Source organism: Desulfovibrio biadhensis (genome assembly GCF_055388615.1).
In genome coordinates this window covers 243,973-270,396 of the sequence record NZ_AP042477.1, presented here as the reverse complement: position 1 = coordinate 270,396, position 26,424 = coordinate 243,973, and the positions used below count along the sequence as shown (strand labels likewise).

The 26,424-nt window shown below is 54.5% G+C and carries 23 protein-coding genes; 9 read left to right on the top strand and 14 right to left on the bottom strand.

Translation table 11 applies throughout. The features are described 5' to 3' along the window. Window positions 1-485 precede the first annotated feature (485 nt). Both ACZ5EH_RS01135 and ACZ5EH_RS01130 read left to right on the top strand, forming a co-directional pair. Window positions 486-989, top strand: coding sequence for a cache domain-containing protein (locus ACZ5EH_RS01135; RefSeq protein WP_464276309.1), 504 nt, complete (start codon window positions 486-488; stop codon window positions 987-989). A gap of 14 nt (window positions 990-1,003) precedes the next feature. Then, on the top strand, window positions 1,004-2,302 hold the full coding sequence (locus ACZ5EH_RS01130; RefSeq protein ID WP_464276308.1) for a methyl-accepting chemotaxis protein: 1,299 nt from the start codon (window positions 1,004-1,006) through the stop codon (window positions 2,300-2,302). 95 nt (window positions 2,303-2,397) lie between these two features. Here ACZ5EH_RS01130 and ACZ5EH_RS01125 read toward each other — a convergent pair whose 3' ends face one another. From ACZ5EH_RS01125 to ACZ5EH_RS01110, 4 genes are all read right to left on the bottom strand, one after another. Continuing rightward, window positions 2,398-2,637 (bottom strand): hypothetical protein, encoded by a 240-nt coding sequence (locus tag ACZ5EH_RS01125; RefSeq protein WP_464276307.1) that lies wholly within the window; start codon window positions 2,635-2,637, stop codon window positions 2,398-2,400. A 149-nt stretch (window positions 2,638-2,786) separates the two neighbouring features. Continuing rightward, the gene (locus ACZ5EH_RS01120) at window positions 2,787-2,999 is read right to left on the bottom strand and encodes a hypothetical protein (RefSeq protein ID WP_464276306.1); all 213 of its coding nucleotides are present in this window, start codon (window positions 2,997-2,999) and stop codon (window positions 2,787-2,789) included. A gap of 148 nt (window positions 3,000-3,147) precedes the next feature. Beyond that, window positions 3,148-3,564 carry a flagellar protein FlaG gene (locus ACZ5EH_RS01115; RefSeq protein ID WP_464276305.1) on the bottom strand — a complete coding sequence of 139 codons (417 nt, stop codon included), beginning with the start codon at window positions 3,562-3,564 and terminating at the stop codon, window positions 3,148-3,150. A gap of 145 nt (window positions 3,565-3,709) precedes the next feature. Further along, window positions 3,710-3,976 (bottom strand): hypothetical protein, encoded by a 267-nt coding sequence (locus ACZ5EH_RS01110; protein WP_464276304.1) that lies wholly within the window; start codon window positions 3,974-3,976, stop codon window positions 3,710-3,712. Window positions 3,977-4,297: 321 nt separating this feature from the next. Between ACZ5EH_RS01110 and ACZ5EH_RS01105 the strand changes: the two genes are divergently transcribed. Both ACZ5EH_RS01105 and ACZ5EH_RS01100 read left to right on the top strand, forming a co-directional pair. Next, a complete protein-coding gene (locus ACZ5EH_RS01105) occupies window positions 4,298-5,179 on the top strand; it encodes an alpha/beta hydrolase family protein (protein ID WP_464276303.1) in 882 nt (293 codons plus the stop codon). A 966-nt stretch (window positions 5,180-6,145) separates the two neighbouring features. After that, the gene (locus ACZ5EH_RS01100; RefSeq protein ID WP_464276302.1) at window positions 6,146-7,345 is read left to right on the top strand and encodes an ABC transporter permease; all 1,200 of its coding nucleotides are present in this window, start codon (window positions 6,146-6,148) and stop codon (window positions 7,343-7,345) included. Window positions 7,346-7,367: 22 nt separating this feature from the next. Here ACZ5EH_RS01100 and ACZ5EH_RS01095 read toward each other — a convergent pair whose 3' ends face one another. Further along, window positions 7,368-8,777 (bottom strand): glutamate decarboxylase, encoded by a 1,410-nt coding sequence (locus ACZ5EH_RS01095; protein ID WP_464276301.1) that lies wholly within the window; start codon window positions 8,775-8,777, stop codon window positions 7,368-7,370. Between the two features lie 132 nt (window positions 8,778-8,909). Between ACZ5EH_RS01095 and ACZ5EH_RS01090 the strand changes: the two genes are divergently transcribed. The 3 genes from ACZ5EH_RS01090 (at window position 8,910) to ACZ5EH_RS01080 (ending at window position 12,852) form a co-directional block, all read left to right on the top strand. After that, entirely contained in the window at window positions 8,910-9,989 is a 1,080-nt protein-coding gene (locus ACZ5EH_RS01090) for a glycosyltransferase family 4 protein (RefSeq protein ID WP_464276300.1), read from the top strand. A 283-nt stretch (window positions 9,990-10,272) separates the two neighbouring features. Then, window positions 10,273-11,715 carry a DegQ family serine endoprotease gene (locus ACZ5EH_RS01085; RefSeq protein ID WP_464276299.1) on the top strand — a complete coding sequence of 481 codons (1,443 nt, stop codon included), beginning with the start codon at window positions 10,273-10,275 and terminating at the stop codon, window positions 11,713-11,715. Between the two features lie 150 nt (window positions 11,716-11,865). Continuing rightward, window positions 11,866-12,852 carry a hypothetical protein gene (locus tag ACZ5EH_RS01080; RefSeq protein ID WP_464276298.1) on the top strand — a complete coding sequence of 329 codons (987 nt, stop codon included), beginning with the start codon at window positions 11,866-11,868 and terminating at the stop codon, window positions 12,850-12,852. 4 nt (window positions 12,853-12,856) lie between these two features. Here the strand turns inward: ACZ5EH_RS01080 and ACZ5EH_RS01075 are convergent, their stop codons facing one another. From ACZ5EH_RS01075 to ACZ5EH_RS01050, 6 genes are all read right to left on the bottom strand, one after another. Beyond that, a complete protein-coding gene (locus ACZ5EH_RS01075) occupies window positions 12,857-13,795 on the bottom strand; it encodes an AAA family ATPase (protein ID WP_464276297.1) in 939 nt (312 codons plus the stop codon). A 21-nt stretch (window positions 13,796-13,816) separates the two neighbouring features. Next, window positions 13,817-16,948 (bottom strand): efflux RND transporter permease subunit, encoded by a 3,132-nt coding sequence (locus ACZ5EH_RS01070; protein WP_464276296.1) that lies wholly within the window; start codon window positions 16,946-16,948, stop codon window positions 13,817-13,819. Window positions 16,949-16,954: 6 nt separating this feature from the next. Further along, entirely contained in the window at window positions 16,955-18,175 is a 1,221-nt protein-coding gene (locus ACZ5EH_RS01065; RefSeq protein WP_464276295.1) for an efflux RND transporter periplasmic adaptor subunit, read from the bottom strand. Between the two features lie 125 nt (window positions 18,176-18,300). Further along, window positions 18,301-19,998, bottom strand: a complete 1,698-nt coding sequence (locus tag ACZ5EH_RS01060) for a chemotaxis protein CheA (RefSeq protein ID WP_464276294.1) — start codon at window positions 19,996-19,998, stop codon at window positions 18,301-18,303. 10 nt (window positions 19,999-20,008) lie between these two features. Continuing rightward, on the bottom strand, window positions 20,009-20,626 hold the full coding sequence (locus tag ACZ5EH_RS01055; RefSeq protein ID WP_464276293.1) for a chemotaxis protein CheC: 618 nt from the start codon (window positions 20,624-20,626) through the stop codon (window positions 20,009-20,011). A gap of 26 nt (window positions 20,627-20,652) precedes the next feature. Then, window positions 20,653-21,009 (bottom strand): response regulator, encoded by a 357-nt coding sequence (locus ACZ5EH_RS01050; RefSeq protein ID WP_464276292.1) that lies wholly within the window; start codon window positions 21,007-21,009, stop codon window positions 20,653-20,655. Window positions 21,010-21,338: 329 nt separating this feature from the next. Here ACZ5EH_RS01050 and ACZ5EH_RS01045 point away from each other — a divergent pair, with 329 nt between their 5' ends. Together ACZ5EH_RS01045 and ACZ5EH_RS01040 are read left to right on the top strand one after the other, a co-directional pair. Further along, window positions 21,339-21,752, top strand: coding sequence for a response regulator (locus ACZ5EH_RS01045; RefSeq protein ID WP_464276291.1), 414 nt, complete (start codon window positions 21,339-21,341; stop codon window positions 21,750-21,752). After that, window positions 21,749-22,297 carry a chemotaxis protein CheD gene (locus ACZ5EH_RS01040; protein WP_464276290.1) on the top strand — a complete coding sequence of 183 codons (549 nt, stop codon included), beginning with the start codon at window positions 21,749-21,751 and terminating at the stop codon, window positions 22,295-22,297. The genes ACZ5EH_RS01045 and ACZ5EH_RS01040 overlap by 4 nt, the downstream gene beginning before the upstream one ends. Before the next feature lie 45 nt (window positions 22,298-22,342). Here ACZ5EH_RS01040 and ACZ5EH_RS01035 read toward each other — a convergent pair whose 3' ends face one another. The 3 genes from ACZ5EH_RS01035 to ACZ5EH_RS01025 all read right to left on the bottom strand — a co-directional run bounded on the left by ACZ5EH_RS01035 (window position 22,343) and on the right by ACZ5EH_RS01025 (window position 26,294). Beyond that, window positions 22,343-23,950, bottom strand: coding sequence for a TolC family protein (locus ACZ5EH_RS01035; protein ID WP_464276289.1), 1,608 nt, complete (start codon window positions 23,948-23,950; stop codon window positions 22,343-22,345). Between the two features lie 362 nt (window positions 23,951-24,312). After that, complete coding sequence (locus ACZ5EH_RS01030) at window positions 24,313-25,695, bottom strand: tetratricopeptide repeat protein (RefSeq protein ID WP_464276288.1); 1,383 nt, start codon at window positions 25,693-25,695, stop codon at window positions 24,313-24,315. 23 nt (window positions 25,696-25,718) lie between these two features. Further along, on the bottom strand, window positions 25,719-26,294 hold the full coding sequence (locus ACZ5EH_RS01025; RefSeq protein ID WP_464276287.1) for a hypothetical protein: 576 nt from the start codon (window positions 26,292-26,294) through the stop codon (window positions 25,719-25,721). Between the last annotated feature and the right edge of the window lie 130 nt (window positions 26,295-26,424).

Below are 26,424 nucleotides of genomic sequence, written 5' to 3'. Positions count from 1 at the left end.
TTGTATTTTATGGACGTTTCTGGCTTCGTAACTAAGATCATTTCCATATTGCCTGGGGCAAACAAGGAATGTCTTCCTATCCTGGAAAAGCGGGCAGTACGCGTAATCTTCCAATCTCTGCAGTAAATATTTTGCATAAGTAACATTGAAAAGTATACACTTTTACAGAGAAAAGTCTGTAGGAAAAAACCTACTTAAAATAATCAGCTTGATTCAATAAACCGTAAGTAGAATGCGGAAATACCACCCAACCCAGTGTTGCCACTCAACTATGCTACAAAACTGTAGTGGAAATTGGCAACAAGAAGGGCAAGACGTCAAACTGATCCATCAGCAATAGATGTTGTGTGTATACCGCTGTATTGCAATAAAAATTGTAGCTGCAAAAAAGCGATGAATACTTGCAGCAGGAATAAATATCATATATAAATCACCAAAATTTAAACTGTGTGCTCTAGACCATGAATTGATCCAGGAGGGGGCAAATGCGCGGAATCAGCATCAGGATACGAATATTAATACTGATAAGTATAGCGGTGATTTTTGCGTTAGGGGTTGGCGGCGCGTTTTACGCGGAAATGCTGACCTTGCGAGGGCTGGCTGTAGACACGACGCAGGAGGCAATGCTTGAAGGACAGAAAGACAAGTTGCAGGTTGCCGTTCACTCCATGGCCGTCAGTATGGGTGAAATGATCCAAGGCCAGGATAATCCTGAATCAATAGTTGAGATGATCCGCAAGGCCGTTGATCCCATCCGTTTCGAGTATGATGAATTCGGCTACTATTTTGTCTACAACGAAACAACGAATATCGCCTTGCCCCCCAGCAAGCAGCTTCAGGGAAAAGATCTCAAAGATCTCAAAGACAAGAACGATGTATATATTGTTCAGGAAATGTTTGCCAACGCCAAGAAAGGGGGCGGTTTCATACAATATATATGCCCAAGCCCAATGCTGGCGACCAACCCAAACTTTCCTACTCAGAGATGATTCCTGGTACGAATATGTGGCTAGGTACCGGCATCTACATTGATAATATTGATGCCAAAAAGGAAAGCATCAATGAAACGATCAGCAACCGTGTAGATAATGTCGCTTTTTACATCGGCAGCGGTGTACTGGCTGTATTGCTGCTGCTGGTTCTGCCATTGTCCATAACGATATTTCTCTCCATTGTTCGGCCTTTGCGTAGTGCAACGGATGCCGCCCAGAAAATTGCGGATAACAATCTGGACGTGGAGGTACAGCCCAGTGGACGCGACGAGATAACGCTCCTTGAGCGGGCGCTGCAGATAATGATCAGCACGCTTCGTAACAACATTCATGAGATAGAAGAGCAGCGGAAGGATGCCCAGACCAAGGCTGAAGCTGCGGAAGAATCCGCCAGACAGGCCGAGCAAGCCCGTATGCGGTCGGAAAGTGCGCGGAGTGAAGGCTTGCTGGATGCCGCCAGCAGATTGGAACAGGTCGTTCTCAGACTGAATGACTCTTCTGAAGAAATTTCCATTCAAACCGAAAATATCAACAAGGGAACCGACTACCAGCGGGAGCGTATCGCCGAGACGGCAACCGCCATTGAAGAGATGAACGCCACCGTTGCCGAGGTGGCGCGAAACGCTTCTTATGCGGCGGAGCGGGCTTCCACTTCCAAAGACAAAGCCCTTGAAGGACGACAGATGGTGAGCAAGTCCGTGGACGCCATGGGCAGGCTCAATTCCATTGCTGGAGAATTACATAAGAATATGGGGATGCTCGGCGAAAAGGCCGGAAATATCGGGCAGGTCATGAGCGTGATCAATGATATTGCCGATCAGACCAACCTGCTGGCGCTCAATGCCGCCATTGAAGCCGCACGCGCAGGAGAAGCGGGCAGAGGTTTTGCCGTTGTTGCGGATGAAGTTCGCAAACTGGCGGAGAAAACCATGAGCGCCACCAACGAGGTGCGCGAGGCCATCACAGGGATTCAGGACGTTTCTCAGGGGGCTCTGGGATTCGCCGAGCAGGCTGTAGAGGCCATTAATGAAGCTTCAACCCTTGCAGACAAGTCGGACGAAATGCTCAGCGATATTCTGGCCATGGCCGAAGACACCGCATCTCAGATAACTTCGATCGCAACCGCTGCGGAGCAACAGGCTGCCTCCTCTGAGGAAATCAATAACTCTGTGGTGGATGTGAACAGAATCGCTTCGGAAAATGCAGAGGCCATGGACCAGGCGACTGCGGCTACCAATGATATGGTGCAGCAGGCCGAAGAACTGCGACAGTTGGTAGATGATCTCAAAAGTGACGGCGGGAAACGCTGATAGATAGAATTGTCTGTCGTTTTTCCTGATGCAAAAAAAAGGGAGCCCGGACCGAAATGGTCAGGCTCCCTTTTGTTTTTGATCAGTGGAGGAGGTTAGTAGTAACGCCACTCGCCCGGGGCTTCGCGCAGATAAAGGTCCATTTCTTCGCTGATGCCCAGGCGGACTTCCTCCTGTCCTTCATCTGTTGCCCTTGTCTCCCGGATGTTCAATTCAGGATCAAGACCTGAATCAAGGGCCAGACCCTCGAGATGTTCCCGCAATCCATCGAGTTTGGCGCGGACTTCAGGGTGTTCCAGGTCATTTTTCTTGAAGCGTGCCACGGTAGTATACATGGCGGCCTCCTTGTGTTTGTCCTACAGGACGTTGCTTCTGTCCTTTCAAATATAGATAATGTTCAAAAGGGCAAAAGCAAGCCCCACCCTTTCCTGGAGTGCTGCACAAGTCAGGAACGGGTGGGGCTTAAGAACCCGCGATCATGTTGTCAGGCCATGATGTTCAAGTTACCGCCCTTGCCGATGGCGCCGGCTTGCAACACGCTGGTTTGAAAAGCGTGGTCAGCGTTTCGGCTGCCATCCGGGTTCGTGTTGAGGTGTTCAATGGTCTGGGTCACGAGCTGGGAGTTGTTGACGTCCTTGGTCATCTGCTGTGCCTGCGTCGCAACCCCTGCCTGGAAACCTGATCCGCTGATTTCCATGCAGTACCTCCTTGTTCATGGTTCATAGTGGGGGGCGGTAAAGCCACCCCCTGGGCCTAAGATAAAACAATTGCCGCGTGTGACGTCCGCTGGTGCGTTACCCGCTTGAGCCGTCAATTCCGTACAGACCGCTGGCGCATTATCAGGTCTATATGGATCGGTTCAAAAAGGTACCGGCCATTTCTCGAAGCGATGCGGAAAGCTCCAGAAGCTCATCTGGAGGGATTTTTCGTACGACCTTGTCGTTATCCGCATTGACGAGTTCCACCTGCAGATCACCGGATTCATGGAATTTGAATTTCAATTCCACCCCGCTTTTGGCGAGGTGTTTCTTGGCATCGCCAAGATACGTTTCCAGTGCTTCCTTATCCGCAGTAGTTAATGGTTCGGACGTTACCTTCTCGTTTTTCTTGGTGCTTTTTGTGTTGTCCGCTATGGAACTGGTAAGGGCGCTTGACGTGCGCTCTTCCCCTTCCATGCGGGTGTTGGCCGACTTGTGTGGCGTGTACGCCACGGGGCCTTCTACCACGCGCTTGAGTTCGGTTTCCATAACACGAGCTTCCATGCCGCCTTACCTCCCGTTGATCATCCTTGACGCGGGAACATGGGATTTCGGTACAAGTCGTATCGGACGATTACAGCGCTAACTTTAGGGGGCGAGGAAGAAAAAAGGAAACTGCCTGGAAAAAGGCGTGCAAGCGGAAAGATTATCAGGAGCGAGGTGCTGTTTCCAAGCTGGAAAAGGCTTGGTGGGCGAGCCGTGTTTCATTGTGCATGATGTTAATGGCGTTCTGCACAATGGCGTGCCCCGGCAGACAGGTGGGGGCGGTTCGGCGGCGTTGTTCCACTACACGCGCCATGGCCCTGCGCAGCATGGTTTGCACAGGGACTTTAGTCCGGGTTGCGTGGGCTTGCAGCGGGGCGAGCACGCGCACCGTGAAGGTGAAGTGGACTGTGGAAAAAGGGCTCTTTCTCATGAACTCAGATATACGCGCAAGCACACCACCCTGCAAGCCCTTTGGGGATATTCTTTGCAGGAAAACACTCGGTTTGGAACAGTTTTGAAACGGGTTATGAACTATAAACGGACAAGATAAGAATAGGGTAAGAACATCTTATGAACAAGTTTTCCACAGAGAAAACCGGCAGACGCAGATGGGGAAAGACTTTGATTCCAGAGAGAAATGGGGTATGGCTGTGGCAGGTTCAGGAACAAAGCAGGCTGTTGCCGCGGCGTCCTTGTATATATGGCTCGTAGGGGCAGAAACGATCTGTTCAAGAATAAACTGAGGTTATCTATGCGCGGTATTTCCAAGTTGCATGCAGTCCATCGTCAAAGCATATTTCCTCCGGCTACCGCCACTGGGCGATGCAATTGGTATCTGCTTGCGGCGTTTGTTTTCGGATGCCTGCTGCTCGTTGGTTGCTCCATGGGAGATACGGCGGGCGATGCCTACAATTTTATCGAGGCTAGCCGTCCTGAAGCGGGAAGCGTGTTGCAACTCACCGGCGCCAGGGGATCCTGCGACGTGGAGGTGGAGTTCCCCAAAGGATATTCAAAGTCGAAAAGCTATCCGGTGATGGTTGTCATTCAGGATTCGTGGAAACACCCGTTGCCGGATTTGAACCGTGCAGCAGCAGCCACAGGCTACATACTTGCCACGCCCCGTCTGTTTTCAATGGATGCTCAGGAGCAAGCCGGGGAAGCAAAGCTGCAATCCGTACTGGATTGCCTTGCATTGCTCCAGGCCCGACTGGTGGCGGACTACGCTGCCGACCCTCGCCGTTTCATGCTCATGGGGCGTGGTGATGACGCCGCCCTGGTGCAGCAGGTAGCCTGTGCGCGCTCCCATTCCATCGGCGGCCTGGCGCTTATTGATCCACCTGCAGTTCCCGTGGGGTGCCGCCCTGTTCATGCTATTCCCGCTGCTGTGCTCACCAGCGATACGTCCTCATCTCCCAGCACGCTTTTTTGGGTGCGCAACAACGATTGCGATACCACCCCTTTGCAACAAACCAAGGGGCAAGTGCTCCGTGAGCGGTATGACTCCTCCTTGCCCGCCGCCACTGTGCAACGCTACACTCTGCTGGAAAAGTCGTCAGATGCTGATCCTTTCACCACGTTTCCGGCTGCTGCCTGGGCAGCCTTGGAATTTCTTGCAAGAGAAAGCAATCGGTAGGGGGTAGGGCTGGTCGCTACGTGCGGCTTTATGAGAGACAGATGGGGTGGGGGGAACTGTCCGGTTTGATCTGCAGCGCTTCTCATTTCTCAATTTCTTTGCTCGTTCAGAATAGTTTATACTGAGCGGAAAACCCTTCCAGCAGCAGGGCGCCGCAAGTCGCTGTTGGGTTCCCAGAGAACAGTGTGGGATGTTCCTGGCTCAGTTGCTCTGCCATAATACCACAAGCGCAGATACACGCGCCCATTCAATGTCTTTGTAATCATTGGATGGGCAGGGTAATGTCCAGTTTCCAAAGGAAAGGGTGGGGAAACTGGCGATGTGTAAATATCTTCAATCGTTCTGGACATTGTGACTCTCAAAGTGCTTCATGGTCTTGAATGAGCCTTCTGGCAGGGAAGGCATTTTTTCCTCGATCGTTTTGGGACATGAATTCCAAGTGCGCCGCGCGTTCTTTATTCCGTAAGGAAAAAAAGGAGCCCGGCAGGGGAAACCGGGCTCCGGAGGGCACTACTGGTTAAAGGTGAGCAAGGGGGTGGGATGTGCGATGGAAAAGACTTTGCACCAAACAAGTTGCTCCAGCCTTGCAACACCATTACAAGCCTGTAATCCTGCTAGGGACTGTTGCCGGGTGATAAGCCCGCAACGCATCAAAATGTAAAAAATATGTTAATGTTGCTGTAATTCAGCGCAGAGTGGGGGGTGCCAGACTGGAAATGTTTGGCGTTCTGGGATAGGTTCCCCAGCGAACTGTGCCTGGGGGTGCCTTCCGGGACGCTCTAAGCGTGCATCGAGTCGGCTAATGAGTGCTTTGATGACACTGCCGACGGGGGAAGTGGGGGTGATGGCGGCGGCTTCATACTGCCATGAAGGGAGCGACATCTTCCATTTGGGGCTTTCCACTTTCCGGTAAATATTTTTGGATGGCAATCCGGCCATCAATCCGGCCTTAAATCCGGAAAGTTGATGATACTCAGAAAAAAGTTCGACATAATCCAGATTAGTATCCGCTACGTCTTCAGAGTCAAGAAGCGTTTCAGCGGGATATTTTTCTCTATTGCCCTGGGTATAGCCGGCTTGATTTTGCTTGTCACCATGGGCTCCAACGTAGAGAAGAGCCTCAATGCCGACCTGGAATTGCTGGGTGGCGCCACAGTCATTAAGCTCGAATACCGCCAAGCAGGGTCGGCCAGCGAAAGGCTTGATGATCCTGTGGAATTCACAAAGGCCACAACGGATCGTGTAAAGGAAATTCCAGGCGTCATGGCCGTTACCATCCTTACCTACGGGGATGGGCTTATCGTCTATAATGGCGAGGATTATTACGGCTTCACGCTGCTCGGGGTGGACCAGGATTTTTGGGCCATCAACACGGTGGAACCGGTAAAGGGGCGTTTTTTCAGCGAAGCAGACGTTGCCGGCCGCAGACGAATATGCGTTTTGGGCGAAGCCCTTGCTAATCAGGTTTTTGGCACGACGGACGTGGTGGGCACCTTCCTGCAGATCCGCGAGGCCCTTTACGAAGTTGTCGGCATCTTAGGGGGGCCCAACGCCGAAGAACGCGTCAATAATGCCTATATTCCGTATACCACCATAAATGATCGCATGACGGATTTAGTTAGACCTCGGATGTATGTACGCACGGATACCTGGGATAACGTTCCCAAGGTCGCTGAGGCCCTGGTGCCTGCCATAGCAGAAGTGCAGTCCGTGGATGGTCTGGATGTGGATGTTGCGCTCGGTCCACTCAAGCACCTGAAACGCATGATTTTCTGGGTTCAGGCCTTTATTGTCTTTTCCATTTGCACATCCATTTTCATCGGTGGCTTTGGCATCTGGAACGGCATGATGGCCTCGGTCAAATCAAGAACCCGGGAAATCGGCCTGAAAAAGGCCATGGGCGGAACGGACAATGACATCATGCTCCAGTTCTTGACCGAAGCCCTCACCGTGACCCTCATGGCCTCGATCATGGGTATTCTTCTAGGGCGCATAGCAGTAGAAGTGTTTTGCTACATGCTCAATACGCGGCCCGATGAATCCCTGTTTTTCCTTTCCAGCGCGGCCAGCTTTTTGTTCTCCCTGTCCATCGGTTTTGTGGCCGGCTGGTTTCCAGCCTTCAAGGCCAGCCGTATGGATGTGGTCAGCGCCATCCGCTACGAGTAGCAGCGGAAGGCGCTGCCGTAGTCTATTTTTTTATTTTTCCGCCATGGCTGAAGCCGCCCACCTCTTCCTCACCAAGGGGTGTGGTCACCGGATTACGTTCAAAATAGGCAAGACATCGTTCAATATCCGCGGTCAACAGGTCGCAAAGGTCGCGGCTGAAGCCGTGACGTACCAACGCACGCATGATGACCAGGTCCTCACGATGGGGGGGCATGGAGTATGCCGCAACCTGCCATCCACGGCTCCTTAAGCGGTCGGAGAGGTCGTACAAGGTGAATGGCGCGTCTGCGTCTTCTTTCAGACTCCAGCTGACGGCGGGAATACCGCCTCGCCCGTTGTAGATGATGTCAAAGGGGCCCAGTTCGGCGAGCTTGTCACCCAGATAGGCCGCCGTCTCATAACAGGACTGGTGGATCTTGCGGTATCCTTCGCGCCCCAGCCTGAGAAAGTTATAGTATTGCGCTACGATTTGCCCGCCGGGCCGTGAGAAGTTCAGCGCAAAGGATGGCATGTTGCCGCCCAGGTAGTTGACCCAGAATATCAGGTCATCCGGCAGATCCTTGGCGTCGCGCCAGACAATCCACCCTACACCAAGGGGTGACAGGCCGAATTTGTGGCCCGAGGCGTTGATTGATTTGACGCGTTCAAGCCTGAAGTCCCAGGGCAGATCGGGATCGCAGAAGGGCGCCAGAAAAGCGCCGCTTGCGCCGTCTACATGCACGGGAATATCGAGCCCTGTGTCTTGCTGCAGCTTGTCCAGCGCTTTGCATACGGCTTCCACGGGCTCGTACTGGCAGGTAAAGGTCACGCCCAGTGTCGGCACAACCCCAATGGTGTTTTCGTCGCAGCGTTTCAGAACCTCTTCGGGAGACATGATCAAGCGGTCTTTTTCCATGGGGATTTCACGCAGTTCCACATCCCAGTAGCGGGCGAACTTGTGCCAGCACACCTGCACGGGGCCGCAGATCATGTTTGGCTTGTCTGTCTGCTTGCCCTGGACCAGGCGCTTTTCGCGCCAGCGCCATTTCATGGCCATGCCGCCGAGCATGGCTGCCTCGCTTGATCCTGTTGTCGAACACCCCAAGGTATTTGCCGCGTCCGGAGAATTCCAGAGCTCGGCCAGCATGTGTACGCAGCGGGCTTCGATTTCAGCCGTTTGCGGGTACTCGTCCTTGTCGATCATGTTTTTGTCCATGCACTCGTCCATGAGCTTGTGCACTTCCGGCTCGGCCCATGTTTGGCAAAACGTTGCCAGATTCTGGCGGGAGTTTCCGTCCAGCATCAATTCGTCATGTACAAGCTGATAGACATTGCGAGGCAGGCTTTCTTTTGTGGGAAAACGGTATTTGGGCAGCACTACACTGCCGGCCGGCCCGGCATATACGTCATCCATGATGTTGGCGCGTACGTTGTCCTTCTTATGCAATGGCATGGCGTGTCTCCTGTTGGCGGTGAATGGTCCCCGGGTAAGCGGAGAATACTCATTACAATAAAAAAGTGTCGGATAAAAGGCGATTGCCCCTTGTTATGAATTTGCGCTACCACCATTGAAATGGAGGAGACAATGAAGGGTAATGCCCGCATCAGAGTAATGCACGTGTTGCACGGCCTGGGGGCTGGCGGCACGGAAAAGACCATGCAGCTCCTTGTTACGGGGGTGGACAAAAAGCGCTTTTTGCCTTGTGTGTTCAGCTTCGAGCCGGGAGAGCGGGAGGACTCGATACGAAAAAGCGGTATTCCTGTCATGATTGGTGGCGATTTGTTCGCTGCATTACAGCAATTTGCACCGCACATTGTCCATTTGCATCGGGCGGGTTGGCCAGAGCGCGCAGTGATGCGCTCCTTGCTTTTGCACAGGGGAAGCGCCGATCTTCCCAAGATAGTGGAAACCAACGTGTTTGGCCGCTATGATCCAACGCCTGACGGCAGAGCAATCGACATGCACCTGTTTGTTTCCGACTTCTGCAGAGAGCGATACGGGCGTATCGTTGGCATTGATCTTTTTCCTGAACGCCACCGCGTTTTGTATAATCCTGTTGATACGGAGTGTTTTGCACGTTTGTGCCCCCAGCGTGCTGCTTTGCACTCGCCCCCGGTTGTCGGGCGTTTGTCCCGTGCGGACAGGGGCAAGTGGTCTTCCCTTGCCTGGGAATTTTTGCCCCATGCGCTGAAGGCATTGCCTGGTTTGCGCTACCGTGTCATCGGCATGGTGGAGGAAGCACAGGCGTTTTTTGAACATATCGGTGTTGCAGAAAGTGTAGAAGTTCTGCCCCCTGTTTTGGGGGATGATGCACTTGCCGCATTTTTCAATTCCATTGATTTGCTGGCCCATGCAAACGATACGGGGGAGTCTTTTGGCCTGGTCATTGCCGAAGCAATGGCAGCGGGCCTGCCCATTGTCACACACCCCGCCGTTGGCGAACGCGATAACGCCCAGCTGGAACTGGTGGAACACGGCGTTACCGGATATGTGGCCACGGGGGCGAAAGAATACGCCGCGGCTGTTGTTTCCTTGCTGCAGGACCCTGCACGCGCCTTGGCAATGGGGGAGGCGGGGCGTGAAAAGGCTGCCAGAGAGTTTGCCGCCCCTGTAGTGGTAAAGCAACTGGAAGATATTTATATGACGTTGCTGCAAGGGGTGTGATGGCGCTGCGCCCTTTTTTCAGTGGGGAGAGCGGCTGCGTGCTCGCGCCTGCTTGCTCAGACTCCTTCTCTTCTCCCCATTTTTTCCCTTTTTATGATTCATTGACGCGAAGGCCCCCCGTGTTATCTTAATGGATGGTGGGCAAGTTTGCGGCTGCCTTTTTCCGAGGATTGCAACGCTGTAATGCTGGCGCAAGCGCAGTGCAATAAATCGGTTCTAAATGCATAATGAACACGTTGACGAAATACCCCTTACGTAAAAAACCTCTTCAAAGGAGTTTCATATGATTCGCAGAATCTACAGTGTTAGCATCGCAGCTGTGCTTTGCATGTTGCTGTCCATGCCTGCCCTGGCGGCAAATTTGCCCGAGTTGGCTGATTTGGCGGAGCAGGCTGGTAAATCCGTAGTGAACATCAGCACAAGTAAAACTGTGAAGCAGCAAAAGATGCCCCGCGGCTTTCCCGGAATGCCCAAGGGCCATGGGCAGGACGGTCCCTTCGAAGATTTCTTCGACCAGTTCGAAAAATTCTTCGGTCAACCCCGCAACACCCCCCGCACCCAACAGTCCTTGGGCTCTGGCTTCATCATCTCCTCTGATGGCTACATCGTCACCAACAACCACGTGGTTGCCGGCGCAGACGAAGTGGAAGTCAAACTGCAGGGCGATGATGCTTCATATAAGGCAGAGATCATTGGCCGCGACCCTGAGACAGACCTGGCCTTGATCAAGGTGGACGTCGACAAGAAGCTTCCTGTGCTTGAGTTCGGCGATTCCAAAGATGCCCGAGTTGGTGAATGGGTGGTGGCCATCGGCAACCCCTTTGGTCTGGACCACACGGTGACTACAGGCATCATCAGCGCCAAGGGGCGCGTCATTGGCGCCGGTCCTTATGATGACTACATCCAGACCGACGCTTCCATCAACCCCGGTAACTCCGGCGGCCCCCTTATCGATCTCGAGGGCAGGGTCATCGGTATCAACACGGCCATCATTGCCAGCGGCCAGGGAATCGGATTTGCCGTTCCCAGCGACATTGCAAGTAACGTCATCAACCAGTTGAAGGAGAACAAGAAGGTCTCCCGTGGCTGGATGGGCGTTTCCATTCAGAATGTTGACGAAAATGCAGCCAAGGCGCTTGGCATGGACGAACCCAAGGGCGCTCTGGTGGCTGGGGTAACCAGCGGCGATCCCGCTGATGAGGCTGGTATCCGTACTGGTGATGTCATCATCGCGCTTGATGGCGATAGTGTAGAAGACGCCGGCGACCTGACCCGCCGTGTGGGTAAATACGCTCCTGGCAGCAAGATATCCGTAACCGTGCTGCGCAAGGGCGATGAGAAAAAGCTGGAAATGACGTTGGGCGAGCGCGACAGCGAAAAGGTTGCCGCAGAGATGGGACGCCCCGGTTCTGGTGGTCCTGACGAAGGCGCCAAGGAAGCCGCCCTCGGCCTGTCCGTGCGCAAGGTCATGGAGAACGAAGCCAAGGCGCTTGGTATGGACAAGGCGGAAGGCCTGCTTGTCATAGAAGTTGAGGCCGGCAGCATAGCGGAAGAGGGCGGTCTGCGCCCCGGCGACGTGTTGCTCGAGGCCAACCAGCATACCCTGGATTCGGCCAAGGATCTTGACGAGGTCGTGTCCAAGGAAGGTAAGAAGAAGGGCGTTATCATGCTTCTGGTGAAGCGCCAGGGTCGCAACTTCTTCAAGACCTTTGAACTGGAAAAATAACCCAACCGGCAGATATCCCTGCCACTGAGCAAACAAGGCGGCTCTCCAAAAATGGAGGGCCGCCTTTTTTTTGTTGGCCAATCAACATGATGCAAGGTAAAAGGAGAGTGAAGCCCCCTGCCATTTTATTGCATTTACAGAGGAGTATACATGCAGAAATTTGTCGCCCTGTTGTTGCTCGCCATACTGTGTGCTGCACCAGCCCATGCAAAGGTACTGGAAAGTTATGGAAGTTACAGTTTGCCAGGCGAGGATGCGAATTGCGATGCGGTGTCGGACCACGTGTACAGGGTGTTGCCCAATTTTGAAGCGTCCGAGGATGATCGTCTCGCCTTTCAAGGGGGCGCCATTGGCAGTAAGCTCTGCTTCAATGCGCTGTATCCAAACGTAAATGACGTGGTCAATATGTTTGATTGGGCCTACATGGTAAGCATCATGGGCAGTTATCCCCTGGAAGAACTAAGCACGCCGCAGCCTGCCATCACGGGGCCCATTGAGGATTGCTGGCCTGTGGATGTGGGGTTTGATGATTACAATGGAGACAATGTCCCGGATATATTGATGCTTATCAGTTGCTACAATGTGTCGGAGCAACAGGAATTGAACAACAACGTTGTCTGGTATTCCGTGCAGGAGCAGGGAGACTTTCACTGGCGGCAAGACCCGGGCCTGAACGCCGCGGTGGCGTCCAAGGTTGATTACGCATCCGCAAAAGCCGCTGTGCTCCAAGCCCTTTCCAGCACGGGAAAAGGGGGCGCGCAAACGGCGCAGCCCGCTCCTCCAGGTGGGGTAAGCGGCATTGGCGGTGGCAAAACGGCCGCTTCGCCTCCTCCACCACCGCCCAGTCCTTCTCCTGCAGCGGGTATCAGTATCTGCACCTACGACACCGAATGGGGAGAGTTGACCATCACCTTTGACGAAAACACCAGCGTCGGGGTGGGCAACTATGCCTACAAGAATGGCCGCATCGAAGGAAAGCTGTGGGAAGGTACTCTGGAAGGCGTCTGGACACAGAGCGACGGACAGGGGCAGTTTTCCTTTGTTTTTGGTCCGGACGGATTTACCGGCAAGTGGAAATATATGGGCGACCCCAATTGGCGTGGAGAGTGGAACGGAACGTTGCGCGGTTGCCGGTAGTCGTTCAGGAGAGGGGCACGCGTTGCATGAGTTCTGTCAGCTCTTCGCGGGAAGGCTCCTGCAGATCATGTTCGCGGCGCAGGCGGTGCAGGGCGACATATGGCAGCACCGCCTGTACGTCTTCAGGCAGCACGTGGTCGCGCCCTCCTAACCAGGCCTGGGCTTTTGCTGCACGCAGCACGCCAAGCCCAGCGCGGGGGGAGAGCCCTTGAACAAAAGCTCCTGACTCGCGCGTGAGCCGTAACACATCCAAAATATACTCCACCACAGGGGGCGCTGCGTACACGTCAGACGCCGCGCTCTGTATTTCCAGCACGCGTTCGGCGTCCATGTCCACCTCGAGCTGCGGTATAATGCCTTTTGTACCACCGTATTGCAGCAGCGAGCGCTCGGCCTCGTACGCAGGGTACCCCAGCTCAATGCGCATCAGGAACCGGTCAAGCTGCGAGTCCGGCAGCGGGTAGGCGCCGGAATGCTCCACCGGGTTTTGCGTGGCAATGACAAAGAAAGGTTTTTGCAAAGGGCGTGTGGCGCCCTCCAATGTTACCTGCCCCTCTTCCATTGCCTCTAACAGGGCGCTTTGTGTCCGCGGGGTGGCGCGGTTGATTTCATCTGCCAGCAGCACCTGGGTGAAAACCGGACCAGGGTGAAAGACAAAGCGCCCTTCTTCCTGTTGCCCCTTTTTTTGCTGATAGATGGAAACGCCAAGTATATCGCCGGGGAGCAGATCGCTGGTAAACTGCACGCGCCGGTATTCCAAGCCCAGACAACGGGCCACTCCCTGGGCCATGGTGGTCTTGCCGATGCCGGGGAGGTCTTCGATGAGCAGGTGCCCCCCTGCGAACAGGCAGGTGAGGGCCAGCCGCAGTTGCTCTTCCTTTCCCAGCACCACGCGTTCCAGTTGAGCCAGAACGTGCTTTACACCACTATCGTGGACATTCATGTAAATCCTTGCCTGTCATCGTTATTCTTCTTCATGCAAGAGGCGGCCATTTTCAGAAAGGCTGCCCGGTTTCTCCATACCTATGAAGAACAAGAGCAATGAAGGTATCACGAAAACGGTGAACACGGTAGACAAAGCCAGTCCGCCAAGCACAACGCTGCCCAGCCCGCGATAGAGCTCGGAGCCTGGGCCCGGAGCAACAGCCAGGGGCAGCATGCCAAAGACAGAAGTGGTGGCGCTCATGAAAATGGGGCGCAGCCTGGTGCGCACTGATTCGCGCACGCCTTCCTTGTGCCCCATGCCATGAATACGGATATTGTTCAGCGACTGGTGAACAATGAGAATGGCGTTGTTCACCACCACGCCGATGAGAATGACAAATCCCAGCATGGTCAGGATGTCCATAGGCTGGGGCGCTATGAACAGGTTTTCCAACTGCAGCCCAAGAAAGCCACCTGCTGCTGCCAGCGGCACAGTGAACAGAATGACCAGCGGATAAATGAAGTTGCCGAAAAGCGCCGTCATCAACAGATAGGTGATGACGATGGCCAACAGGAAGTTCCATTGCAGGGCGCTAGCCGTTTCGGTGAGCTTGTCTGCAGCGCCGCTCATGCGGAACCCTATGCCGTTGAGCGGTCCTTGCCGCAGCTTGGGCACCAGACCATCGGCAATGGTTTCCATGGCTTGTTGCAAAGGCACATTTGCAGGGGGCGTCACTTGCAAGGTGATGGTGCGGCGGCGTTCCAGGTGGCGTATCTGGGTAATACCGGTGGTGCGCTCGAGTTCTGCAAGTGATGAGACAGGCACGAGACGCCCTCCAGCCGTAGCCAGCAAAGAGGTATACAGCTGCTCTGGTGTGGAGATGCTTTCTTCCGCAGCTTTGAGCACCAGGTCGATGGTTTTTGCGCCTTCGCGTTTGAACTCGCCAATTTTGCGCCCCTGCATGAGAACGTCCAGGGCCACACCCAGGGATTCCGTATTCAGGCCGGCAGCTTTGAGACGGTCGCGGATGGGGATGATCTCCACTTCGGGAAAAAGCAGTTCGATTGAGGGTACGGGCCGTATTTGCGCCCCCGGTATGGCTTGCATCAGTGCGCCGAACATGGCGCCCGCGCCGCCAACCAGGCGGTTGATGTCGCTATGGCTCAGGTCCACATCGATGGTGCGCCCCCCGCCGAGTCGGTTTTGGAAGATACCGGCCTGCAGGCTGATGCCGAACATGCCTGGAATGGAGTGGATGATCCCGGTAAGCATGGGGATCATTTCTCCGGCCCGTTGCTCCTGGGTGCTGATCACGCCAAAAAGCATGATGCGGTCTGCCCCGACGTAGAAGACGCTCTGAATGCCTGGAATACCTTGGTATTCGTCCTTACCGTAATAGGGCTGCAGGGACGAGTCGATGTATTCGCCTATTTCCATGCGTTCTTCATAGGAAAGGCCCGGAGGAGGCACGAGGATGTTCAGAATCAGGTTGCGGTTGCCCTGGGGCAGGTACTCCATCTTGGGAAACAGGGTCGTGACCGTCAAAACGGCAAGGGCTGTGAGGGCGCCTATGGTGATCAGCCTAGTGACGACATTGGCCGTGGCCATGCGCACGAAAAGCATGATGAACGAATTGAGCAAATGCCCAATGCCACGGGGCGGCCCTTCTTTGATTTTTTTCTTGGATATCCCAAAGAGCTGTTTGGCCAGCATGGGAATGACCGAGATGGAGACAAAGAGACTGAGCACAATGGCGCAGGTTACGGCAATGGCGATATCCTTGAAAAGCTGCCCGGCTTCCTGCTCCATGAATACAACAGGGAGAAATACGGCGATCGTTGTTGCTGATGAGGCGACAATGGCCCCCCATACTTCCTTGGTGCCGTCATAGGCCGCGGTGTAGGGCTTTTTGCCCATTGATCGGTGGCGGTCGATGTTTTCCAGCACCACGATGGCGTTATCCACCAGCATGCCCACGGCAAAGGAAATACCGGCCAGGGAAACAACGTTCAGGTTCCTGCCAAGGGCATTCATGAAAATGAATGTGCCGATGATGCTTATGGGGATGGACAACCCGACGATGATTGTGGAGGAGATGCTGCGCAAAAAGGTGAGCAGCACGATGATCGCAAGTATGCCGCCGATGAGGATGTTTTGTTGCACCAGTTCGATGGCGCCATTGATGTAGGGGCGCTGGTCGTATGACCAGTCGAAGAAAAGCCCCTGTTCGGCCAATTGCCCTTCGTTGAGAGAGGTGACGACCTCTTCCATGGCGTCGGTAAGGTCCAGGACGTTGACGCCGGGCTCGGGCTGCACGCCGCAGACGATGCCAGGCTCGCCGTTGGAGAGCATGGCCACTTCGTGTTTGGCGTACCCGTATTCCACGTGGGCAATATCGCCTATGCTCACGCGTTGTTCCCCCGTGCTGCTGATGACCACATTCTTTATTTCATCGGGGTCCTGGAATTCGCCCACCGTACGGATGCGGTATTGCCTGCGCCCCACATCCATGGTGCCGGAGGCGACGTTGACGTTTTCCATGCTGAGTACGGCGATGATGTCGTCGATGGTCAGTTTGTGGGAAACAAGCTGGCTTTCGTCCACAATGACGTGCATCTCACGTTCCGTACCGCCGAAGACAAAGAGGTCGGCAACACCGGACACGCGTTCCAGGCTTTGGCGTACATCGTCCTCAAAATATGTGCGATAGTGGCTGATGGGCTCTGGGTTGTCCGGCAGGGCTTTCAGCACCATCCAGATGACGGGCGAAGCGGCAGCGCCAGTGGCGTTTATGACAGGGCGCTCCACGTTTTGCGGGTAGTCCGGCACTTCATTGAGCTTGTTGGAGACCCGCAGCAGGGCGTTGTTCACGTCCGTGCCAATGGCGAACTTCAGCGTGACCTCGGCATAGGAGGTGTAGGAGGCGCTCTCCAGGGTCAGCAGGCCGGGAATGCCTTTGAGCACCTCTTCCTGCTCTTCCACTACCTCGCGCTCCATTTCATAGGGGGTGGCGCCAGGCCAGGACGTGGTGACGGAAATTTCAGGCTCGGTAACATCCGGAGAAAGCTGGTAGGGCAGGCTCAAAAGCCCGATAACGCCGAACAGCACGATGAGGATGATCCCCACCATGACCGGGACGGGTTTTTCAATAAAAAATCGAAGCGGATTCATTATGGTCTATTGCTCCGTCTTTTGGGCGGGAGTGGTGGATTTCTGGTCGGACGGGGCGTCCATATGACCGCTGATTTTTACATTCTGTCCGGGGCGCAGGCGCTCGTTGCCCTTGACCACCACTTGCATGCCTTCCTGCAGTGGTGTTTCTGGCGAGAGTGATTGTACTGCCGCATCAAAATCCTGGTAGGCGGTGACCACCACGGGGATGTTCACGGCGTGGCCATCAACCACAACCCAGATACTGGTGTTCCCCATGTTCATGAGGACGCCGTCCCGCGGGATGAGCACGGCCTGCTCCGCCTTGCCGGAGGGGATGCCGACACGCGCTTCCATGCCCTGGGCCAATCCATCATTTGGGGCGCGGAGCTTGATGGGAAACGTCCGTGTTGCCACGTCGCCTTCAGGGATCAGGGCGTGCACTTCGGCTTTCAGTTTTTTGCTTCCTGTTGTAGCGGGCAGTTTCATGCCCACCTGGAGAAAGGGCAGCACCTTTTGGGGCACGTGAACCAGTATGTCTACCATGTCGTTGCGCGCCAGGGTCGCGACAGGGGTGCCGCGGTTGAGCCATTCGCCCCTGCTCACTGAGCGGCTCAGGACTATGCCGTCAAAGGGAGCCTTGACCCGGGATTTATCGTACTGCAGTTGCAGGCGGCCGGATTGCGCCTTGAGGGACACAACGCGGTTTTCGAGGCCGGCTACCAGATAGTAGGCCCTGTCAAAGTCCTGGGCTGATACGGTTTTCTTTTCAAACAGTGCGCGGATGCGATTCAGTTCGCGTTTGGCGTTATCAAGCTGGGTGGCCAGGTTCTTGTATTCGAACTGCGCGCTTTCCAAATCCTTTTCCACCAGGTCGGTATTCAAACGGACAAGTTCCTGTCCTTTGGTGACAGAGCCGCCTTCTTCGAAAAAATATTCTTCCACCCTGCCTTCGACCTCGGATGCCACCTGGGCCACTTCAGGAAAATATATGGTGCCGATATATTCCAACTGGGGGCGCACCTGGCCGCTTCTGGCCGTTGCCGTGACAACAAGCGCCGGCGGCTGCGCATTCTTTTTAGCCGCACCTTCAGGGGCTTTCTTGGATGCTCCATCGGCCTTACCGTCAGGCGTTTCTTTCTGTCCTTCTGCAGAAGCTGCAAGGGAGCTGGTTGCCGCCACAAACATAATAAGGGCGGTGCACAGGATACAGATGGCCAGCCCGCGATGACCTTTGGCGATGTGCATAAAAGGATCTCCGTCGTTAGAACGGTAAAATGATATAAAAAACTGTATTGATAGTATCTTTAGAAATTATTGTCCAATGAGAGCTGTCATGGTGATTTCATGCTGCGCCCGGGTAAAAACGGGTATCAGCCCCAGCGTTGTTCTTCTTCCTGCTGCGCAGCATCGGCCAATGACGGCATGTCGAGTATCAGTCCCATGGTTCCCTGCTCCGTCACCGTGGCGCCCAGGATTCCATCCACTTTACCCACTGCGTTTCCCAATTGGCGCAAGACAGCCTGATGTTGTCCTACAATCTGGTCTACGATGACGCCAAAACGCCCCACATTGGTTTTTACGACAACAATATGCGAGGCGGCTGGTTGTTCACCTGGTATGGCGAAAAAGCGGCGCAGGCAGACAAGCGGGAGGAATTCCCCCCGCAGGGACAGCTCTCTAAAATCGTTTTCATGGTCTGCCCTCGGGTGGTGTTCGAGGCACTCCTGCACGTAGTCCAGATGGATGAAGTAGTCTTCTCCTCCTGCTTCCACACGCAGACAATCGATGATGGCCATTGAGATGGGCACCTGAATGCGAAAGGTCGCGCCCTGGTCTTGCTTCGAGGCAATTTCGATAGTGCCGCGCAATGCCTGTACGCTGGCCTTGACGGCGTCCATGCCAACGCCGCGGCCGGAAACCGCGTCCACCTTTTCTGCTGTTGTCAGCCCGGGCAGGAATATGAGCTGCAATTTCTCATCGTCCGTAAGTTCATGGCCAGGGGCCTGTTCGGGCAGCAAGCCTCGCTGTCGGGCCAGCCGCTCAAGCCGGTCACCGTCAATACCTGCGCCATCATCCGAAATCTCAATGACAACATCAGACCCTTGCTGCCTGGCTGAAAGCTCGATGCGCCCCTGTTTCTCCTTGCCGGTACGTTCGCGCACATCAGGGGGTTCTATGCCGTGGTCCACGGCATTGCGCAGCAGGTGGATGAGAGGGGTGTTGAGTTCCTCTATGAGCTTTTTGTCCAGTTCCGTATTCTGGCCGTGCATGATGAATGCAGCGTTTTTGCCCAGGTCGGCGCACAGGTCCCGGACAAGGCGGCGGTACTTGGTGAAGCTGATCTGCAGCGGCAGCAGTCTGAGCCCCAGCACCTGGTCCCGAAGCTGGTTGCACAGGCTCTCGATTTCCTCGGCAACACCCAAAAACCGGGACTCGTGATCGGATCTGGCCATACGCCCCAGTCTGCTTTGGGCAATGGACAGCTCGCCCACCCGGTCTACCAGAATGTCCAGTTGCACTGCCGGAATGGTGACACGGGTGATCTTGTCCTGTGCAGCAAAACTTTCCGCTATCTGGCTGATCTCGGATGCTTCTTCCTCAGACGGGGCAGTTTCCTCTCCAGGCTGGGAAGGGGGCGCAGTGTTGTCATTCCCTTGGGCGGCAGAAGGAGGTTCCTGTTCGTCCACCTGGTCGAGCAGTTTCTCAAGACGGGAAAAATCCTGTTCCATGGCCGCATCCACACCCTGGTTGGGGGCAGTGATCAAGGCGCGCAACCTGTCGAAACCGTGGAGCAGCTCGTTGATTATGTGGGTGGAAACGGGCAGAAGCCTTTCACGAACCAGCTGCAGCACATTTTCTATGGCATGGGCATATCCGGAGATGTGTTCGAGCCCCATGGACCCGGCATCTCCCTTGATGGAATGCGCTGCACGAAAAATCCTGGTGACGCGTTCTTGGAATTCATCGCCCTTGGCGGATTCCAGATCAAGCAGCAGGCTCTCTACATCTTTGAGCTGCTCCAGGCAGCTTTCAAGAAAAATCTCTTGTATCTTGTCGTTTGCTTGCATGAATCTCCGCTCAACTCATCTGACCCGCGCCAGGTGCTATGCGGTTGATGGCTGCAATGAGAGAGTCGAAGGTGCCGAGTTGGAAAAAGATGACAATGTCGCCGCCGATTGAATGGGCTTCCAGGTCGAAGCTTGTACGGACCAGCAGTACGGTGCTTTGGCCTTCCCCTTTGGATTCGCGCAGCATATTGCTCAGATCGCCCTCAAAATAGTCCAGGGGAGAATACATGAGATGTTCTTCCAGGATATTTGCAAGAGAGCCGATGACGCCATTGAGCAAAATGTTGCCGACTTCCTGCAGGGTGCCGATGCGCAGGGAATCCATGTCCAGGGGCAATTCTTCCTGGCCGATGATGATGGAGACAAGCTTGGCTGCGCTGTCCGGCGAGAATATCAGGGCGCTGGAACCGGAAAATTCTCCAGAAAAGGAGAGCTGTACGGTTGCGTATGTGTCGTTGTCTTGGGAATTGTAGTGCGCAAGGAGGTCGGCAAACGTCAGCACCCGCAGTTCAGGCACCTGCAGGCGGATGTGCGTATCGACCATGCTGTTCAGCATGCTGGCCGCCTTCCCCACTCCTATGTTGATGAGTTCCTGAAGGACGTCGATTTGGTACGGCGTCAATTCCATTGTCTCTCCTGCAAGAGCTGTCGGGATCAGCCCAGGAGTTCGGTCAGCTTTCCGGTGACCTGGTTTTCGTCCACAGGTTTGTTCAAAAAGTCAGTAACGCCCAGTTCGGCGCAGCGCTGCCGCGTTGTGTTCTGGATGTCCGCCGTAATGACTATGGTCTTGAGCGGTATGGTTTCATCATGAATGGCCTGCAATACTTCCAGGCCGCTCATGCCGGGCATGTTGAGGTCCAGCAACAACAATTCGGCCTTGTTCTGTCGCGCCAACTCAAGGCATTCATTGCCGTTCTTTGCTTCAATCACGGTGTGGCCAAGACTTTGGACCGCTTTTGACAGTAAAAAACGTTGGAACATTGAATCGTCAGCAACGATGATGGAAGCCATTTTCATCTCCTTGAAAAACAACAATCCGGCAACCTAAACCGGAAACAGGCGCTATCTTCTGGCTGAGAAATCCTAGCGTAAAGGATGGGGACAAGCAACAAACTCACTGTCCGCCATTTTGGAGGGTACGGAGTGCGTGTTTGAATCATTTTTTATATAAACCAGCCAGGGAGGGCATGATTGTGATGCTAAATACAGTGCGTATGGTTCATAGGGTTTAACTTACAAATGGAATAATTATGGAATTGTCCCCTGAGTTGTAGTATACTTACTTCTTTATGGTCAGAGCGACACCAGCACAGGAGCGAAAAATGTTGCGGTGCCTTATAGTGGACGACAGTAAATACCAGCGCTTTATTATCGAACTTTGCCTTGCAAACTTTGGTAAATGCGATCATGCCGCTGATGGCGCGGAGGCCTTGGCATTGTTTGAAAGCGCCGTTGTCAAAGGACATCCTTATCAATTGGTGGTTTTGGATATTTTGATGCCTGGGGTTGATGGTCATACAGCGCTGGAACGCCTACGAACCCTTGAAAAAGTCCATGGCATTGCCGAGGGTGCGAAGATCGTGATGCTTTCCAGCCTTGATGACCCCAGGAACATGATGCAGGCGCAATTTCAGGGCGGTGCCGACGCCTATCTCACTAAACCCTTTGAAGATAAAACTCTGATAGAAATTTTACGAAATCTCGATCTGATAGAGAATCCCCTGGAAGACGATATTGAAGAGGATTTTTCATGAAGAATCTTCTCGAGCGTTTTCCTGGAATTGCAACGCGCTATATGCTGGTTGCAGAAGGGGGTGTGTTCAGGGAACCCACTGCGGTGCAGACTGTGCTTGGGTCTTGCGTCACAGTGACGTTTTATTCACCCAGGCAACGTGTCGGCGCCATGTTCCACGCGCTTATGCCGCGCCAGGTCGAGTATGAACGGGGGGCAGCGCAGGAAGCGCCCTTCAAGTATGTGGATTCAGCCATTGAAGCCTGCTGCCGTAAGCTGTTTGCCCTGGGCGTGCACAAACAAGACCTCGAGTGCAAGATTTTTGGTGGCGCCAGCGCCATGTTCAAGCACGAGATTTCAATAGGCCCCAGAAATGTGCAAACCGCCTATGAGACCCTTGCAGCGATTCCTCTGCGTGTCGCCGCCTCCAACGTGGGGGGCAGTTTGGGGCGCAAGCTGCTTTTTATCAGCCATACAGGCGAGGTATACGTCAAGCAACTCAAGCGGACCAACGAACAGGCTCCCCCTCATTCCAGCGCCGCCCAAAAAAAACGCCGCACCCTCTAAAGCAGAGGCGTGCGGCGCTTCAATTCACTGATTGGGGCAGAGGAACTATTCAGGCAGCAGCGTGTAGTTCCGTTCGCCCATTGCAGCATACATATCGGAAAGTGAAAGCTGATAGTCGGCCAGGGCCTGGGTCAGGCTGGCTTCCGCTTCGGTGAGCCGCGCCTGGGCATCCAGCACGTCTGTGTTGGTGCCTACCTGGGCCTGATAGCGGGCAACCGCCATCCTGTAGGATTCTTTGGCCTGTTCCAGCGCCTTGCGAGCAACCTTGATGCGTTCCTCGGTTTCCGTGATGTTGAGGTGCGAGGACTTGATCTGGTAGGCGATCTCCTCGCGCAGGTCCTGCTCGTCGGCCTGGTTCTTATAAATACCTTTTTGGGCAGAGCGCCACCCGTACCAGGTGCTGCCAAAGTCAAAAAGCTTCCATTCGGCATTCACGGACACCGACCACTGGCTGAATTCTGTGCGGCCGCCAATACTGCCGGAGCCCCCGTCAAGCCCGTAATCGTTGCCGTGGACGGTAAAGCTGTCACCCGTGCGGGAGAGGTTTACGTCTGCGCCCACCTGAGGAAGCAATTCGCTGAAAGCGATGTTCGCATCCTTGCGTGCAATTTCGATTTGTCTCTTGGCTACTTCCAGGTCAGGGCGCTTGTCATACGCCTTGGCCAGGCATTCCTGCAGTGTCAGGCTGAAAGGTGTGTACAGCAGTTCGCCTGTGTAGTTAATAGGAGCGTCCAGGGGTTCAGTCAGCAAGGTGTTCAGCCTTGCCTGCTGCGTGGCCACGGCGTTGCGCGCCTGCAGCAGCTGGTCTTCCGCCTGGGCCAGGTCAACCTCTGCCTGCAACACGTCAAGCTTTGGCCGGAGCCCAACGTCGTAAAAGGCCTGGGTGACGCGCAATTGAGAAGTCAAACGGGTCACGGAGTCACGGGCGCTGCGTACGTCTTCCCTGGCCTTGAGCAGGTTCAGGAAGTTTTGTTGTACGCTCAGGATAAGATTGAGTTCCGTGTAGGCCAGATTGTGTTCGCTCAGTTGCTTGTTGAGCCGCGCCCGCTGGAAGTTGTTCGAGAGGCGGAATCCCGTGAAGATGTCCTGGTGCACGTTGACGCCAAGTTCCCAGACATCGTCATCACTCTGGGAAGCGCGTATCGTGTCTCGGGTCGGCTTCTCATGGTCTAATTTTGTGTACCCATACTGTACGCTCACAGAAGGGAAAAAGTCGCCAAGAGCCGATTTGCGTAAGTCTTCGGCAGCCAGCGTGTCGGTCTTGGAAGAAAGAATCGAATAGTTCCGGGAAAGCGCTTCGCGCACCGCCTCGCCCATGTCGATTTTTCGACCGTTGGGGTAGTAGTTTTCCATGCCCTGTCCGGATTCTTTGACAGACATGTCTCCACCATTGGCGTCGGATGCTTTCTTCAGGGCTTCCTGGGCCAGGGATTCTTTCTCCACAGCCTCGGAAGCGGCATTTCCGGCTGGATCGTCAGGATTGGCCGGGTCCGGGGGGAGAAGCGGAATATCGTTGGTGACACTCGGGATGTCCGATATGGGGTCAGCGGATGCGCCGGTGTTTTCCTGGGCCGCAGCGTGCTGTACTGGCGCGCACAAGAACATAAACAGGGCGCTGCAAACCAGAATGCGCAAACAGACAGAAAACGGCATCAGGGAGTCTCCTTCGTCAGGGTTTTGCCTGGTGTTGATGATAGCGAAGCAAAGCCCGCTTCTCACTCGTCGCGGCACATGCCGCGGTTTTATAGCACTTCAGACAGTCTTCTCGTCTTTGCTTACCAAGCACGTTCGTTAAGGCAAGGTTAAAGCAAAAAGTTGCAATCACCAGCACTCGCAAAAGCCTGCAAATGGCGTCAATAAAGGGCGCAGGAGCCATGTACAGCGCAAAGACGCTGCACCATACCCCGTTTCTTTTGGGGCATCAAGCCAGTGGCTGGAACCTTGGCGTACATGTTTTTACAGCGCCCTTGCGCGTATTGAGGCTTCTGCAGCCGTTTTTCCGCAAGCAAAATCCATTAAGGACGCAAAGCTTTTTCCATCTGTTTTTTCCGCTTCATGGCTGTAGCGTCATCAGGGGCCAGCTCCAGGACTTTTTTGAAGTCATCCAGAGCCAGTTGGTGCTTGTTCATCTTGGCGTAAGCACTGCCACGGTTGAAATAGGCGTCCACGTAATTGGGGTCCAGCCGGATTGCCTGGTCAAAATCGTGGATTGCGTCCTGCAGGTCCCCCCTGTTGTAAAGCGCCGTGCCGTGGGCATTGAAAATATCCGGAACATTGCGATTCAACTCTATGGCCTTCTCATAGTCAGCAAGGGCTTCGTTTAAGTCACCCTGCATGAGTAAGGCGTTGCCGCGATGGAAGAAAGCCGACAGGTTCATGTCGTCCAGTTCGATGGCTTTTGTAAGGTCCAGAATGGCAAAATCGTAATTGCCCATCTTGTAATAGGCAAAACCTCTGCCGACATAAGCGTTTACGTTTTTGGGTTCCTGCTGCAGCACCATGGTAAAACCCTGGATGGCATTGGGCAGGTCGCCTACCTGGGTCAGATGGTTGGATACCAGCATGAGCTCTTCCGGGCTGGGGGGTTCACCAGAATCAGGCAACGTGGGGGGCAATTCCGCCTGGGCTGGCTGCTCTTCCTGGCCGACTTCCGAAGGAATCACCAGGTCGGAAGGGGCAGATTCCTGAGGTTGGGAAATCGCGCCGTCAGGACCAATCTGTCCGGAATACGGTTCATTGGCTGGAGCCTGGTACTGCAGATCCGGTGCGGATTGTGCGGGAGCAGGCGCCTGCACAGGTTCTTTTACAGGTGCAGGAGCCGGTGCAGGGGCAGGCGCGGATTGTTTGGGAGTAGGCGCATCCGCAGGTTCTTTCTTACGCGATTTTTTGCCCAAAGCCTGATCGAACAGGTTGCTGTACTTCATGGAGGAAGGGGTATCGTCGCTTTCCGGAGCATCTTGGGAAGCAAGGACCGTTGCGTTGCCAGCATCACCAGAGATGGTATCTTCCAGGGCGATGCGCTTGTCCTCTGGTTCGGCCAGTGTGGCGGCGTTTCCAAGGCCGTCTGGATTGTCCAAGTCCACAAAAACGACATTGTCACGCCCGGGAACGATATTCACTTCCTTGAGCAGCGGTGCATAGCCAGGCTTGCTGATTTCGACGACGTACCGCCCTTCTTTGAGAATGATGCCGGGCTTGTAGCGATACTGGAGATGCACAAAACGTATGTTGGTGTCGCTGGGGGTTGTCTCCACAAAAAGTTTGCCCATGCGGCGGGATGCTTCTTCCTGTGATTGAGCAGCCTGGGCAGCGTTGGCGACGTGGGAAGGCAGCGTAAACATGAGCATAAACATTGCTACATAGGCAATGCTACGGCAGTGGCTGAAAAAGAGGGGCATGAAGACTCCTGTCTTGGTTGCGTTCAGGCAAAAATTTTATCGAGTTGGGTCTGCAGGTAGGGCATGTACTGGAAATACACCCAGCAGAATCCTGCCGAGCCGGCAGCAGTGGTTATGGCTTCAAATACGGAATTGACCCATGGGAAACGAAAAATGCTCAGGAAAAGGCAAACAACCATCACGCCCAGGAACGATACCGCCATGGACAGCAAAGAAAACGCCAGCACCAGAGCCCAATACACGTATTCCCCGTATTGAGCGTAATTCGGTGCGTTACGGAAGGCGATCTTGGCGATTTCCGTTGCCTTGCCCATGTCGAAGATGGTGTACTGGTTGAAGAACCACAGGTTGCCCGCCAGCGTAAGGCAGTAGAACAAAAGGGCGATGGAAAGCCGGCGGTAGCTGATCCCCTTTTTGACGTATACGCGCTTGGGGAAGTCTTTGACAAAGGCATCCACCCTGCCGGAAAGCGAGCGGACTTCGTTCAGTACAGGGGCGCCATGGCCATTGGTTCCGGCTTGTTGGTGCAGGACCTCCTGCTGATGCACCCGGATCGTTCTGCAGGCGTGGTCTATGATGCTGGCAGGGATTTCTTTCATGGGATTTTCGCGGGGGATCATGTTTTGCTGACAAACAGGCCGCCGGCACCATGCCGCCGTACCCAGCACCTTTCATGGCCTTTTTGATGCAACTGAAAGGGCAATGGAACAGGCGCAATATCCAGAAAAT

Bases quoted from the DNA above. Each gene is read 5' to 3' on its own strand.
- ACZ5EH_RS01035 (WP_464276289.1), bottom strand. From the start codon at position 23,950: ATGCCGTTTTCTGTCTGTTTGCGCATTCTGGTTTGCAGCGCCCTGTTT.
- ACZ5EH_RS01095 (WP_464276301.1), bottom strand. From the start codon at position 8,777: ATGCCATTGCATAAGAAGGACAACGTACGCGCCAACATCATGGATGAC.
- ACZ5EH_RS01085 (WP_464276299.1), top strand. From the start codon at position 10,273: ATGATTCGCAGAATCTACAGTGTTAGCATCGCAGCTGTGCTTTGCATG.
- ACZ5EH_RS01050 (WP_464276292.1), bottom strand. From the start codon at position 21,009: ATGGCTTCCATCATCGTTGCTGACGATTCAATGTTCCAACGTTTTTTA.
- ACZ5EH_RS01075 (WP_464276297.1), bottom strand. From the start codon at position 13,795: ATGAATGTCCACGATAGTGGTGTAAAGCACGTTCTGGCTCAACTGGAA.
- ACZ5EH_RS01040 (WP_464276290.1), top strand. From the start codon at position 21,749: ATGAAGAATCTTCTCGAGCGTTTTCCTGGAATTGCAACGCGCTATATG.
- ACZ5EH_RS01070 (WP_464276296.1), bottom strand. From the start codon at position 16,948: ATGAATCCGCTTCGATTTTTTATTGAAAAACCCGTCCCGGTCATGGTG.
- ACZ5EH_RS01125 (WP_464276307.1), bottom strand. From the start codon at position 2,637: ATGTATACTACCGTGGCACGCTTCAAGAAAAATGACCTGGAACACCCT.
- ACZ5EH_RS01115 (WP_464276305.1), bottom strand. From the start codon at position 3,564: ATGGAAGCTCGTGTTATGGAAACCGAACTCAAGCGCGTGGTAGAAGGC.
- ACZ5EH_RS01025 (WP_464276287.1), bottom strand. From the start codon at position 26,294: ATGAAAGAAATCCCTGCCAGCATCATAGACCACGCCTGCAGAACGATC.
- ACZ5EH_RS01065 (WP_464276295.1), bottom strand. From the start codon at position 18,175: ATGCACATCGCCAAAGGTCATCGCGGGCTGGCCATCTGTATCCTGTGC.
- ACZ5EH_RS01030 (WP_464276288.1), bottom strand. From the start codon at position 25,695: ATGCCCCTCTTTTTCAGCCACTGCCGTAGCATTGCCTATGTAGCAATG.
- ACZ5EH_RS01120 (WP_464276306.1), bottom strand. From the start codon at position 2,999: ATGGAAATCAGCGGATCAGGTTTCCAGGCAGGGGTTGCGACGCAGGCA.
- ACZ5EH_RS01080 (WP_464276298.1), top strand. From the start codon at position 11,866: ATGCAGAAATTTGTCGCCCTGTTGTTGCTCGCCATACTGTGTGCTGCA.
- ACZ5EH_RS01100 (WP_464276302.1), top strand. From the start codon at position 6,146: ATGATACTCAGAAAAAAGTTCGACATAATCCAGATTAGTATCCGCTAC.
- ACZ5EH_RS01110 (WP_464276304.1), bottom strand. From the start codon at position 3,976: ATGAGAAAGAGCCCTTTTTCCACAGTCCACTTCACCTTCACGGTGCGC.
- ACZ5EH_RS01055 (WP_464276293.1), bottom strand. From the start codon at position 20,626: ATGGAATTGACGCCGTACCAAATCGACGTCCTTCAGGAACTCATCAAC.
- ACZ5EH_RS01105 (WP_464276303.1), top strand. From the start codon at position 4,298: ATGCGCGGTATTTCCAAGTTGCATGCAGTCCATCGTCAAAGCATATTT.
- ACZ5EH_RS01060 (WP_464276294.1), bottom strand. From the start codon at position 19,998: ATGCAAGCAAACGACAAGATACAAGAGATTTTTCTTGAAAGCTGCCTG.
- ACZ5EH_RS01090 (WP_464276300.1), top strand. From the start codon at position 8,910: ATGAAGGGTAATGCCCGCATCAGAGTAATGCACGTGTTGCACGGCCTG.
- ACZ5EH_RS01135 (WP_464276309.1), top strand. From the start codon at position 486: ATGCGCGGAATCAGCATCAGGATACGAATATTAATACTGATAAGTATA.
- ACZ5EH_RS01130 (WP_464276308.1), top strand. From the start codon at position 1,004: ATGTGGCTAGGTACCGGCATCTACATTGATAATATTGATGCCAAAAAG.